Annotated in this window: 11 protein-coding genes; 5 read left to right on the plus strand and 6 right to left on the minus strand. The window is 40.9% G+C overall.

Annotation, left to right across the window (positions count from 1 at the left end; all coding sequences use genetic code 11):
• Window positions 1-75: 75 nt before the first annotated feature.
• Complete coding sequence (locus CAL6303_RS09120) at window positions 76-1,767, minus strand: NAD(P)H-quinone oxidoreductase subunit 4 (protein WP_015197556.1); 1,692 nt, start codon at window positions 1,765-1,767, stop codon at window positions 76-78.
• A 208-nt stretch (window positions 1,768-1,975) separates the two neighbouring features.
• Here CAL6303_RS09120 and CAL6303_RS09125 point away from each other — a divergent pair, with 208 nt between their 5' ends.
• From CAL6303_RS09125 to CAL6303_RS09135, 3 genes are all read left to right on the plus strand, one after another.
• Window positions 1,976-3,706 carry an RluA family pseudouridine synthase gene (locus CAL6303_RS09125; RefSeq protein ID WP_015197557.1) on the plus strand — a complete coding sequence of 577 codons (1,731 nt, stop codon included), beginning with the start codon at window positions 1,976-1,978 and terminating at the stop codon, window positions 3,704-3,706.
• 77 nt (window positions 3,707-3,783) lie between these two features.
• A complete protein-coding gene (locus CAL6303_RS09130; protein WP_015197558.1) occupies window positions 3,784-4,656 on the plus strand; it encodes a lipid kinase in 873 nt (290 codons plus the stop codon).
• 578 nt (window positions 4,657-5,234) lie between these two features.
• The gene (locus CAL6303_RS09135) at window positions 5,235-5,417 is read left to right on the plus strand and encodes a hypothetical protein (RefSeq protein WP_015197559.1); all 183 of its coding nucleotides are present in this window, start codon (window positions 5,235-5,237) and stop codon (window positions 5,415-5,417) included.
• A 148-nt stretch (window positions 5,418-5,565) separates the two neighbouring features.
• Here CAL6303_RS09135 and aroB read toward each other — a convergent pair whose 3' ends face one another.
• Window positions 5,566-6,663: a 3-dehydroquinate synthase gene (gene aroB, locus CAL6303_RS09140; protein WP_015197560.1), complete on the minus strand. Its 1,098-nt coding sequence runs from the start codon at window positions 6,661-6,663 to the stop codon at window positions 5,566-5,568.
• Between the two features lie 128 nt (window positions 6,664-6,791).
• Between aroB and CAL6303_RS29845 the strand changes: the two genes are divergently transcribed.
• Complete coding sequence (locus tag CAL6303_RS29845; protein ID WP_144051017.1) at window positions 6,792-6,887, plus strand: cytochrome b6-f complex subunit PetL; 96 nt, start codon at window positions 6,792-6,794, stop codon at window positions 6,885-6,887.
• A gap of 133 nt (window positions 6,888-7,020) precedes the next feature.
• On the opposite strand, the gene CAL6303_RS09145 is transcribed toward CAL6303_RS29845, so the two are convergent.
• From CAL6303_RS09145 to CAL6303_RS09160, 4 genes are all read right to left on the minus strand, one after another.
• Window positions 7,021-9,165 carry a TolC family protein gene (locus CAL6303_RS09145; RefSeq protein ID WP_321572299.1) on the minus strand — a complete coding sequence of 715 codons (2,145 nt, stop codon included), beginning with the start codon at window positions 9,163-9,165 and terminating at the stop codon, window positions 7,021-7,023.
• Window positions 9,166-9,290: 125 nt separating this feature from the next.
• On the minus strand, window positions 9,291-10,865 hold the full coding sequence (gene kaiC / locus CAL6303_RS09150) for a circadian clock protein KaiC (protein WP_015197562.1): 1,575 nt from the start codon (window positions 10,863-10,865) through the stop codon (window positions 9,291-9,293).
• 295 nt (window positions 10,866-11,160) lie between these two features.
• Window positions 11,161-11,484 (minus strand): circadian clock protein KaiB, encoded by a 324-nt coding sequence (kaiB, locus tag CAL6303_RS09155; RefSeq protein WP_015197563.1) that lies wholly within the window; start codon window positions 11,482-11,484, stop codon window positions 11,161-11,163.
• 107 nt (window positions 11,485-11,591) lie between these two features.
• Entirely contained in the window at window positions 11,592-11,924 is a 333-nt protein-coding gene (locus tag CAL6303_RS09160; protein ID WP_015197564.1) for a KaiA family protein, read from the minus strand.
• A gap of 1,363 nt (window positions 11,925-13,287) precedes the next feature.
• On the opposite strand from CAL6303_RS09160, the gene CAL6303_RS30260 reads away from it, so the two are divergent.
• Window positions 13,288-13,434, plus strand: a complete 147-nt coding sequence (locus tag CAL6303_RS30260) for a hypothetical protein (RefSeq protein ID WP_158333136.1) — start codon at window positions 13,288-13,290, stop codon at window positions 13,432-13,434.
• Window positions 13,435-13,525: the final 91 nt, after the last annotated feature.

The following is a 13,525-nucleotide window of genomic DNA, read 5'->3' on the forward strand; positions in this document are numbered from 1 at the left end:
GGGGTTAATTGGACGTGTATTTTGGACAGAAAAGCTAGTACACTAGTTCGCGTTGAAAGGGCTGCTATTTACTGCTTACTGATTCAAAGTTCCTAAAACCGAAGGCATCTCCGACTCAATAATTTGAGGATTCAAAAAGCCATTAGCGTATACACGAGGATTGGTTTGAGCAATTTGGGTGTAAGATTGGCGGACTTGAGTATTTATAGCCACAGTTTTCGCATCATACATTCCCATTGCCGCCTTGGGATATAAACCAATTCCAACTATCAACACTATGAAACAAGCAGCGATAAATATTTCGCGGGGACTAGCATCTCGATAGATGGATTGACTGGGTAAAAGACAGTCTGTTCCAAAACAGGCAACTTCTTCGTCTGTCAAATTTGTTGATGTGGTGTTATTTATGTCACAAATCAGGCTTTTCCCATTTCCATAAAATACCTGTCTGAGAAGATTGAGAAGGTAAATTGGGGTAAGAATAACTCCCACTGCGGCAAGGAAAATTGTGACTGTACAGAAGGTGGAACTGTAAATATCGCTGGTGGTAATACCTAGAAATACTGAAAGCTCACCCGCAAAACCACTCATGCCTGGAAGTGCTAAAGATGCCATAGCACCGATGGTAAATAGGGCGAAAACTTTGGGCATAGCTTGACCTACACCGCCCATTTCCTCCATCATCATTGTGTGGGTACGGTCGTAAGTAATACCAGCAAGGAAGAATAGAACTGAAGCAATCAAACCATGGGATATCATTTGTAACATTGCCCCGTTGATGCCTAAGTCGGTAAAAGAAGCAATACCCAACAGGACGAATCCCATGTGAGATATGGATGAGTATGCTAAACGACGCTTCATGTTGTTTTGAGCAAAGGAGTTTAAAGCGCCGTAGATAATATTAACAACACCAAGAATCGCTAAAACTGGGGCAAAGTAGATATGTGCATTGGGCAGCATTTCTAAATTGAGGCGAATGATTCCATATCCACCCATTTTTAGGAGGACACCAGCCAAAATCATTGATACTGGTGAAGAAGCTTCACCATGAGCATCTGGAAGCCAGGTGTGTAGGGGGAAGACTGCTAATTTAACACCAAATGCAATGAGTAATCCGGCGTAGAGGAATAGTTCTAAACCGAGGGGATAATCTTTGAGTTTAAGGGCAACAATATCGAAAGTAACGTCATTACCTCCATACAGCGCCATAGCGATCGCAGCGACGATAATAAATATAGAAGCAGCAGCGGTATATATTAAAAATTTTGTGGCTGCATAGCGGCGTTTTTGTCCACCCCAAATGCAAATCAGTAGATAAACGGGAATCAGTTCGACTTCCCACATAATAAAGAATAATAGCAAGTCTTGGGCAACGAATACGCCTATTTGGGCAGCGTAAAGTACCAACATTAATGAATAAAATAGTTTTGGTCTTCTGTCAACTTGCCATGCAGAAAAAATGGCTAATGTGGTGACGAATCCTGCTAGTAATACTAGGGGAAATGATAGCCCATCAACGGAAACTGACCAACTTAAACCTATTTGGGGAAGCCAACTGTAGCTTTCCGCCATTTGAAAGGTTGTACTATTGGGGTCGTAGTTGAGCCAGAATGCAAGGCACATTAAGATAAAGTCGGCGATGCCTACACCTAGTGCATACCAGCGCACATATTTACCATCTTTATCGGGTAGTAAAGGAATCAAAAAAGCGCCTACTAATGGTAGTAGAATTATCGCGGTCAGCCAAGGAAATTGATCCGCCATCATAGTCAATAGGAAGAAATACTTATTTGTTTGATGCTGTCATCATACTAAATTTTGTAACGTTTTTATCATAGGGATTTACTATAGTCATACCTGGTTGATATGTATGGAGTTTTATGATGATTAAGAGTTTTAACGCAAAGCACGCGGAGGAAAGCGCAAAGTTTCGCAGAGGAGGAAGAGAGGAGGAGAGGAAGAGGGGAGGAGGTTGATGGTTTTACATCGGGTTACGGATTTTGTGGGTGAGGGGTTTGCAGTTCCGGATTTGTTGCCGGGTTACTATTATGAAGGTGTTTGTCCACAGACGGGGGTGTTGTTGAGGTTGCCCCGCACTGCTTTGGTGGAGTCTGTTGCACGGGGTTTGATGGCTGATTTGGCGGTTGATGAGGGGTATGCTCAAAAGGGAAAGATGTTTGGTGTTTTGTTGGTTGAGTTGCCAAGTGGGGAACAGAGGGTGTTGAAGGCTTTTTCTGGGTTGCTAAATGGTTGTAATCTGGTGGAGGGTTGGGTACCTCCGATTCCGGGACGTGAGTCGGTGGTGGTGGATGAGACGGAAACTTTGGTGATGTTGGATGCCATTAAGCAGGAGTTGATTCGTCTTCGGGAGTTGCCGGAACGTTTAGAGTATGAAAATTTGGCACGGGAATGGGAAGTAACGTTACAACAGATGTCTGTTGTTCATAGCGATCGCAAGTCTCAACGAAGTCAAGAAAGACAGGCTTTTGCTGAGGATATCACTGTTTTGACTCGGTTGGATTATGAAAGTCGTAAGGATGGAACTGAAAGAAGGTTGCTGAAACGGAAAATTAGAGGTGTTTTAGAACCTTTGGAGTTGGTGATTAAGGCAGCAGATGCACGAATTCAGGAGTTAAAAAGCCAACGTCGGCAACTTTCTCGTCAGCTTCAAGTTAAGATGCACGCGGCTTATTCAGTGATGAATTTTTATGGAATGTCTCAATCTTTACAGAAGTTTATGCCCCATGGGTTGCCGACGGGAACTGGAGACTGTTGCGCTCCTAAGTTACTAAATTATGCTGCTAGTAACGGTTTTAAGCCTTTGGCTATGGCTGAATTTTGGTGGGGTGCTGGAACTTTTACTGGGAAGGTATCGGGTGAATTTTATGGTGCTTGTGTCGAACGTTGCCAACCCATGATGGGGTTTTTACTGTCGGGGTTAAATGAAGGCAGAAGTCAGGAGGCAGAAGGCAGTCACGATGAACAAATTTTTTCCCCCGTCAAAAATGTAAGGGATTTTTCTACTACTCCCTACTCACTACTCCCTACTCACTTACAAGTCAGGAAACTTGAAATTGCTGAGATTTCGGTGATTTATGAGGATGAATGGTTGATGGTGGTGAATAAACCTGCTGGTTTGTTATCAGTTCCGGGAAGATATTACGATACTCAAGATAGTGTGGTGAGTCGTTTGCAGAATGTATTGCCGGATGGGAATAAGATTGCTAGTGTACACCGTTTGGATGGGGAAACTTCTGGTATTTTGTTACTGGCAAAGGATACCCAAACCCATCGTCAACTAAGTGGGCAATTTCAAGGTAGAAAAGTAAAGAAGGTTTATGAGGCTTTACTTTCTGGTTTGCTAAGTAGTGATAGAGGTACGGTGGAGTTGCCACTATGGGGAAATCCAGAAAATCGTCCCTATCAACAGGTTAACTGGGAATATGGTAAACCCAGTGTAACTAATTTTGAAGTTATAAAGCGGGAAGGAAACTATACTCGCATTAATTTTTACCCGTTAACAGGACGCACTCATCAGTTACGGGTTCATGCTGCCGATAAAGCAGGATTAAATATACCGATTTTAGGTGATTCATTGTACGGATGTGATGATGGTAGGCGTTTACATCTCCACGCCAAAGAATTGTGTTTTGGACATCCTCAATCTGGGGAAAATCTATGTTTACAAGTAGAAACTCCATTTTGAGCAGCAACGGAGTCAATGTCAAAACAAGATAGAATCGGGGAATACGCCTGATATCCAAGCAAGCAAAATGGTAAGTTATGAATGAGCGGGCATTGCTTCTAATTAATCATCATTCCCGTCAAGGTAAACAACGCAGTGATGAAGTTGTTGCATATCTGCAAAATCTAGGTTTGGAGTTATTTATCGAATCTACCGATGAACCCCACCACATGACGGAGATGATTCACCAATATAAGCATCGAGTTGATTTGGTAATTGTCGGTGGGGGAGATGGTACCCTAAATGCAGCTATCGAAGGTTTACTAGAAACTAAATTACCCCTAGGAGTCTTGCCATTAGGAACCGCAAACGATTTAGCTAGGACTTTGAATATACCAAATTCCTTACCCGCAGCTTGTAATGCGATCGCATCCGGAAAAATCCGCTACATTGATCTAGGTTGGGTTAATGGTAAACACTTTTTCAATGTCGCAAGTTTAGGACTAAGCGTCAAAATTACCCAGCGATTAACCAAACAAGCTAAACGTCGTTGGGGTGTTCTTGCCTATGCAGCTACCGCACTCAAAGTTATTTGGGAATCTCGACCCTTCAGCGCTGATATTATTCTTCAAGGTAGAACCATTTCTGTGAAAACTGTCCAAATTGCCGTGGGCAATGGTCGATATTACGGAGGCGGAATGGCGGTAGTATTTGATGCCAATATAGACGACCAAAGGCTTGATTTATATAGTTTAGAGATGAAACACTGGTGGCAAATTATCCCCTTACTACCAGCAATGCGAGATGGTAAACATATCCATTGGCGAAATGTCCGCGCTTTAGAAGGTCAAGAATTTGAAGTATACACCCGCAAGCCCCGTCCCATCAACACAGACGGCGAAATTACAACCTATACACCCGCACATTTCCGCGTTATTCCCAAAGCTATAGCTGTATTTGTCCCCAATTAAATCAGGGAACAGGGAACAGGGAACAGTAAAAATTAATACACCTGATAACTGATTAAAAAAATCCCCGGTCTTGGGAACCAGGGACTACGATGAATTAGGGTGCATCTACACTTGTTATCCGATGCGATCGCGCTACAATCCGGAAGATTCAATTTATTTGGTTTAATTTATAAAATACTTTCAAACTCATTACTTATTACTTATTACTCATTCCCTGTTCCCTGTTTCCTTGTGAAGTACCCCATCTTGCCTTTGGCTGAAAATGGGGCTTCCAATTTCAACTAGCACAAGGACGGTTTTATTCGTCTACGGAGTTTCCCGTCTCATTCGCAATTGCCTCCACCAGCCGTCTAGCTTTTGGTCTTACACCGCGTCCACAGGCAGCAATCCCACTTCCTGAGATTGTTTGATTATTTTGTCGGCAGACTTACCTTGGAATTACAGAAACAGCTGACCAGCTGGGTTTATGTCTCTTCCCCAATCTTAGTCGAGTACCGTAGCCTCTTAGTCTTATGGGTGGGTCTCAACCACTGTGATCTTACCATTTTTCTACAATCAGATCAAATCAAATATTTTAGATGCTGGATGGAGCATCTGTTGCTATCCATCCCCAGGCTATAGAGCCGTGGGGAATTCCCCAAGTTTGGTTAAAAAATAAAGAACCTCAGCCAATAAATCGACTGAGGTTAAAATTTAATCAGGGTGCATCTACCATTTACTTATCCAAGGCAGTTCCAGATATATCAGGAAAAAACAGCTAATTTATTGCAAATTGAGTAAAAATAGCTAATAAAAGACCCCAGCGACAAGTAACTGGGGTCAATAATTTAATCAGGGTGCATCTACTATTTATTTTTCCGCTGGTTCTTTAGAGATATCCGGGAGGAATCATCATAATTTCGATAGTTCCTAATTTCCCATTTCAGCTAAAACTCGAAGAATAATATCTGCTGGCACTTCATCAGTAATTGTGACATTCCCGATTTGAGTCGGTAAAATAAACCTGACTTTTCCCGCTTTAACTTTTTTATCGATTTGCAGCGCTTCAACTATTTGACTAATGTCCAAACCTGGGGGTAATTTTCTGGGTAAGCCAGCTTTGACAATCAAACTATCTTGCCTTTCTACCTCTGCTTGTGTCCACATTCCCAATTCAGCCGCAATCTTCCCCGCTGCTACCATCCCAATCCCCACACCTTCACCGTGAACCACTTCGGTGTAACCTGTCAAGCTTTCCACTGCATGTCCGATGGTATGTCCATAATTGAGAATTGCCCGGATTCCCGACTCTTTTTCATCCTGACTAACTACATCAGCTTTAGCTTGACAAGAACGCTTTAATATGAGTTCCATCAACTCTGGACTAATATTATCCATCGCATCTAAATGGGAGCTAGCTTCCATCTGAGCAAAAAAATCCCTATCCCAAATTACCCCATATTTAATTACTTCTGCCATCCCGGCTCGAAATTCCCTTACAGGCAAAGTCTTCAACACATCCGGGTCAATTAGCACAAATTGAGGTTGGTAGAATGCGCCAATCAGGTTTTTCCCTTGGGGATGATTCACACCCGTTTTCCCACCGATGGAAGAATCCACCATGGCTAAAAGTGTCGTGGGAACCTGAACAAAATTGATTCCTCGAAGCCAGGTAGCAGCAGCAAAGCCAGTCATATCACCAATTACACCTCCACCCAAAGCCACCATTGTGGAGGAGCGTTCTAGGCGATTTTGCAAACAAACATCATATATTTTTTGCAAAACCTCCAAATTTTTATAACGTTCACCATCAGGGAGGATGCAGGTAAAGACATCAAAACCAGCTTCTTGGAGTGACGCGATCGCACTTTCACCATAAAGGGGAAATACCGTTGGGTTTGACACCACCAGAATCTTTTTTCCCAAGTTCAATTTAGCTAAATGTCCACCCAGTAAGCTCAAACTGCCGGGTGCGATCGCTATTTCGTAAGATTGCTGCGGTAAACTAACTGTAATCGTTGAAGCCATAGGTCATAAATCCCTGCACTACCTGACATCTGCTCTATATTCTTACTCCATTACACCACCCTGCCAATTCCCTTATCCAGAATCTAATGGTTCAATAGAGAATGATCAATAAAAATGGAGAAAAATAAATGTTGGGCGCTATTCTTTTCGTTCTGTTCATAGGTGCGTTTATCGGCTTGGCAATCGGCTTGCTATTTGGCTTACGTGCTGTCAAGTTGATTTAGGAGCGGTTTGGGGCATCAGGCATTGGGTTGTAAGTGAGTAGTGGCTAGTGAGTAGTTACTAGTAAAAAAGTCACTTACATACTCACTTCCCCTGCCTCCCCTGCTCCCTGCCCCCTGCATCCCCTACCCCCTGCTACCTTCTTTGTAATCCTCGCAGCGTTACTGAACGTTGAAGACTCGCCAAAGCACGATTGTAGTTAAGAATCGCCTGAACTTGATTTCCTTCAGCGCGGGTCAGGTCATTTTCTGAGTTAATGACATCAGTTTGAGTACCAACACCAGCCTGGAAACGTAATCTTGCTAATTGTAAAGCTCGCTCCGCCTCATCAACTGCCACATTTGCCGTTTGAATATTTTGGCGGTTCGACTCTTGCTGTGAATAAAACCTCTCAACCTCAAAGCGAATTTGATCCCGTTGGTTAGCGAAATTGGTTTCAGCGATCGCTATATTCGTTTTCTCCTGAGCAGCACGAGCGCGAGAGGCTCCACCATCAAATAAGTTTAAACTAGCTTGTACTCGCAGCGAATAAGTATCATTAACTGGAATAGTGTCTTTAAACTGATCAGTCAATCTATATTGACCAGTAAAACTAACCTGAGGACCAAGTTGAGCAAGTGCTTGTCTTCTGCGTTGTTCGCTCTGATTTCTCGCTACCAAGGTTTGCTGTAATTCTGGTCGGTTCTGTAACGCCAAAACAACACTCTCTTCCAAACTCAAATCCCACAACCCAGCAGGTTTAACTTCGTCAGAAGCAGTAACTGTCAGAGTTTGCGGTAAACTCAACGTCACCACCAACTGCCTCTGAGCAACCCGTTGAGATGAAAGTGCGTTTACTAAGTCTTGTTGAGCGTTCGCTAAATTAACACGCGATCGCAACACGTCAAACTGTGTTCCAACTCCAGCACTTTCCAATGCTTGCGTATCCTTCAAACTCACTTCAGCATTCTGTACAGCTTTTCTGGATATGCGAACATTCTGATCAGCTTGTTGCAAATCATAATACTGACCCGTAACATTTAAACGAATCGTCTCCGATTGCTGCTCAACAGTTAGCTCACTAGAACGCACCTGCTCTTCTGCCGAACGAATAGCCGCCTGTCTAGCACCAGAAGTATACAAGTTATAATTTATCTGCGCTTGTCCATCAATACTTGTTCCAGATGAAAAATCAGGTGACTCGACCTTATTAATACCAGTACTCAAATTCAAGTTAGGAAAAAGCGATGCTTGTTGTTCCCGCAGTGCCGAACGACTACCTTCCAACTGTAACAATGACACCTGTAACTCTCGATTATTACGTCGCGCTAGTTCCAAAGCTTGCTCCAAACTCAGTGGTTGGGAAGCTTGCAGTTTTACTTCGCTGGGTTTGGTTGGAAATGTCAGTAAATTTGGATTTGGGTTGAGATAATCGGGTATCCGAGTAGAACCAGCACCAGGTTTTGCCATAACTGGTGGCACTGTTCCCCCAGAATTAGGTGTTTTAGTAGAATCACCAGCAGGTTTTGGCGTAACTGGTGTCACTACTGGTGTAACAGTGGGTGGTACTGTTCCCCCAGAATTAGGTGTTTTAGTAGAACCACCAGCAGGTTTTGCCATAACTGGTGTCACTACTGGTGTAACAGTGGGTGGTACTGTCTTTGGCTTTGTTTGTGCCAGATGCAGATTCCGGGTTTGCCCTGCTTTCTGTAACACCAACTTCCGGCACTCAGAAACTGACAAATTAGTTAGTTGATTATTGGGTAAATCATCGCACCACTTATCAGCAATTAATACAGATGCCTTTGAATCAACTTTACGAGTTGCTAAAAAATTATTTAGAGTATTTGTTTTTTTCTGACTATCTAGTATTTTCTGCCAAGAAGCAGGTAATATTTTTTTATTTACAGATGTTGAAATTCGGGATTGTGCTTTAGCCTCAACCCGATTATTTAGATCTAATTTTGGCTCTGATTGGACTGTCTTCACCACTCCTGAAACAGGTATATTATCTTTGACGATAACCTCCCCAGGAGAACTTGATTGGGATAATTGTGGCGGTGTCAACACAGTTGAGATAATAGTTGGATTTGCCAACATTTCCACCATATTACCGCCAGCAAAACTAAAACTGGCTAAATTACCCAAGTCATCCTCAATTGATAACTGGGGATTAAAGTGATTATCTAGCAAACCATTTCTCATGGTCGTTAAAAATCCCAACTCGGTAGTTGGTAAAATCCCTGGCTGTACACCTGTGACTTTCACCTTATTAGCCCAAACTGATTGACTGGATAACACAACGAATGTGAATCCTGGTAAGAAACTATAAAACAATCGATATCCTTTCACCGCATTCCCCCACACAAAAAAATAAGCGGCACACATCATTTCTCATGCATAGAGAAATATAACACAATGCTTGCTTAAGAATTGGTGTCACTTTTTTCTTGAATCCCCTGGACAATACGCGACAATTCTGCTTTTTCGTCAACTGCAACACGAGTTGGTGCGCCGCTGACAATCCGCTCATAATTACGAAATGAATCTTTAATTTCTGGACCTTCCGCTGTGATATTGTATTCTCTAATACCTTTGTCATGCCAAGAGCCACGCATTTTAAATACATTAATTGCCCTCGACATTTCACCGCGAATTTCCACATATTGCAGCATAATAATTGTGTCAGTAATTGTCGAGATGTGGGAATCAGTAATGGAATGAGAACCCATAAACTGGTCGCTGGTATTAGTAAAAAATCCTGTGATTTCCTCTTGTTTGGCATAACCAGTTACACCAATGACAAATTGCCGAAAAGCATTGTTCCCAACACCCCGTGCCAAAGCTGACAGCGAATCAATGGCAATACGTGAAGGTTTAAACTCAGCAATTTCTGATTTAATTATTTGTAGGTGATCTTCCAAACCTGTAGATTCAGGATAAGTACAAATAATCTTCAGTAATCCCTGCTCTTCTAGTTCCTCAAAGTTGATTCCCCAAGATGAAGCATTACGAGATAATTGAGCGCGAGACTCCTCATAGGCAAATAAAATTGCTCTTTCGCTACCAGTACAACCAGTTTGGATAAATTTACTTACCAAAAGTGTTTTCCCTGTTCCAGTTGCACCCGTTGCTAAAATAATCGAATCTTTGAAGAAACCACCCCCACACATTACGTCTAAAGCTTCTACACCAGAAGAAACACGGATATTTGATGAGCGTTGGGTTAAGCGCATCGCTCCCAGAGGGAAAATATTTACACCATCGTTGGTAATTGTAAAAGGATATTCTCCTTTCATGTGAGTGGTACCCCGTAGCTTAAGAATCTCAATTGTTCTGCGTCTACGTTCCCCTTCTAAAACATTTCTGACAATTACGACATTATCAGACACAAATTCTTCAACCCCGAAAGAAGCTACTGGACCATATTCTTCACTACGTTCAGTCGTGATGATTGTAGTTACGTATAGCTGTTTAAGTCTTGCTACTAGACGAAATATTTCCCTACGTACAACACCTACCGCTTCATACTGTTGAAATACCGCAGTAATGGAATCAATTGATACTCTAGTTGCTTTGTATTTACGGATAGCATATTGAAGTCTTTCGATTAAAGCAGAAAGATCAAAACTACCAATTATGTCCTGTCCTTCAGGATCTGGAGATGCATCAACAATAAACAATTTACCTTCTTCGATCAGCCTTTGTAAGTCCCAACCAAATATATAGGCATTTTTAATAATATCGCTGGGAGATTCTTCAAAGGTCACAAATACCCCAGCTTCATTAAACTCATGAATCCCGTTGTATAAAAATTGGAGGGAGAACAGAGTTTTGCCTGTACCAGAGGTACCACTAACCAAAGTTGTTCTACCAATAGGCAAACCTCCATGACTGATGTCGTCAAACCCCTCAATCATCGTGCGAATTTTCTCTACACCACCTACTTTTGGTGAAGGTAAATTGGTATTTTGTTGCGAAGGCAAATCATTATCACTCATTATTTGACGCTAACAAACGGGAATAAATTAATTACTGTTGGAACAACTTGGATTTGGCGGTTAATTTTTGCCAATTTACCTAATTTATCAAAAAAAGAGCCCATATCTAGAGTTGAATATTCAAAAATGTGAAATTCACATTGACATATAACCTTTAATTCATAGTCAAGTTTATTTCGCTCAATACCTATAATATTGATTTAAGCAGATAAATAAACTCTAGCCAATCAGTGATGAAGCTATAGAAGCCATAATTTATATGATGTTATATATCATGTTAATTCTCTGTTCCCACTTAAGTATTTTCTTCAAAATAATTATCGTCACTTAGTTCTTCATAAAGTAAATCTAGCCCAATTAAAACTCTTTCTCTATCAGAAAGATCACCAATAATTTTACGCACAGGCGGAGGTAATATTTTTGACAATGTGGGGGTTGCAAGAATCTTATCCTCCTCAGCAAGTTGGGGATTTTTGAGTACATCTATTACTTTCAAGGCATAAACTCCTTGAAATTCGGTTTCTAATATGTTCTTTAGTGTCTTTAATGCTCGAACTGAGTTGGCGGTGTTCCCAGCTACGTATAATTTCAGAACGTAGGTTTTTCTAACTTTATCCATAAATATTAGTACATTAGAGTTGAGAATGGAGATTTAGCGGATAAATTATTCTTGATTGAGCAGGAGTAATAATTTTTTCTCAGAATCTTAACTCTGACAACTCAAAGCTATTGAAGATTATGTTGTATTTGGCTTGATTGTGACACGGAACGCCGATATGCTTCGCATAAATTGGCGAGGAGATCGATTAAGGTCAAACGGTAATCTAGCAGTGTTTCATTAGTCCTTCCTTCTAGTTTTAGTTGTATGGAAAACTCATCAATCAGTTCCATATGGATTTCAATTATTCGTGGCACAGGAATATTAGCACGAAAGAGAGTCTCGACCAATTTATCAATCCTATCTTGTAGCGTTTTATCGGGTGCAAAGTAAATTATCAAAATCTGGCGGTAGTCTAATTTAATTTGTTTTAATAGTACTTGCTGTTCGGCGCTCGTCATTTTTTATTAAGAACGGCTATTGTGCTGGTGGCAGCATTAATATATAAATCTGTCAATTTTATATTTTATTTGAATATGCTGTTTTATATCCTATCTAAAGTGTATCTGGAATAAGTTCATAAAAATCAAATTTGAACTTGGGGTATCGGACAGACCAGGACGAATGTCTATAGATTATACAATTCAAATATCTAATTATCCCATGAAATAGATATCTTGCCTACTCTAGATTGATCAATCCAATCAATATCTTTGCATATTTTCTTACCACCTCATTGTTGTTTGTGGACTCTCCTGCAAGTAAAGCTAGCTGGTAATAGATAATTTTATTTATCTATTGATAATCAGGGTTTGTAGTTAATATTTACTTTGCTTATGAGTCAGACGATGAAGGGGATCCTAGTAGTCTGTCAAAGTAAAAATGCGGGGTAGGAGTCCCAGAAGAATGGGGAATGACTGATGAGTCAACATAAGTAGGTGGGTGTTGAAAATCGTCTTTATGACAAGGCAGTAAGCAGTCACGATGAAAAATTTTTTTCACCGTCAAGGATGTAAGGGATTTTCCTAGTACAGATCGGCGGAAATAAAGCAACCATTGCAAATAGACAAAAAGCTTGTTTTATGGGCTTTATTCCTTCTGCCCTTGGACAAGCTCAGGGTAACACCTCCTGCCTTTTTACTTCTACCTTCACGTACTAGTACTCCCTACTCACTACTCACTTACAAGTCATTAGGGATCAGACTTTGAAGCTAATTTACATTACGTTACATAGCGGGAACTATTTTGGGGGCGGAAACTTCCAAAAATAGTTTCCAAGAAGTTGTGTTTATTCCCGCCGACTTACTGAGCCTGATGGGCTATTTGCCAAAATTAGTCATTGCCAGCGTAATCAAATGAAGCGAAGCAATCTCAACCTTTGCGTTTCTGGAGCGTGAACCCTTCGGTTTTATGCTTTATTTCCCTAAATCGCAAAGGAAACACCAAAGGTTAACACTTAATGCAATGACATATTTGACAGCTAATAAACTCCATGTTTCAACACGGATGAGGTTTAGTTAAGATATCTTTAACTTAACAGTTAAGACATAAACTGAAGATTTGTATCTAACTTGAGATGTATTTTTTATATATCGGTTAAAGTTAAATTTCTAAAATTATCAGCAAAAAACTCCAAATTTAGCTTTGCTTACTACTAACCAATTGAATTATGCAAAAATTGTTTGTATTCAGATAAAGTTATCTTGCTAGTTGATAAGATAATTAAACAAAAATAAAACAATGTCTCTTTCCAAATCATTATAATTCCTAAAGGTTTGAAAGGGATGATCTAAGGTCATAATTGTTCTATCGATCAATACAATTGTGGAGTTAAAGCACCAAAACAATGTTGGTATCACCACCAGTAAGCTGGTTAAGCATAAGGTCGGTGTTTTTCCTCAGGCAGGTAGCGATGGTTGGGAATTACCGTTGAGAGGACAACTAGATTGTGAGCATCAGCTTGTCTATTAACGCTGAATCAATGTTTTCCAAATATTGGAGCTTGTAGGGATGATACTAATGCTAGATGGCAATAGGTGGATCGTTGCTTCTTCCAAGAGGG

The organism is Calothrix sp. PCC 6303, assembly GCF_000317435.1.
GTDB lineage: Bacteria > Cyanobacteriota > Cyanobacteriia > Cyanobacteriales > Nostocaceae > PCC-6303.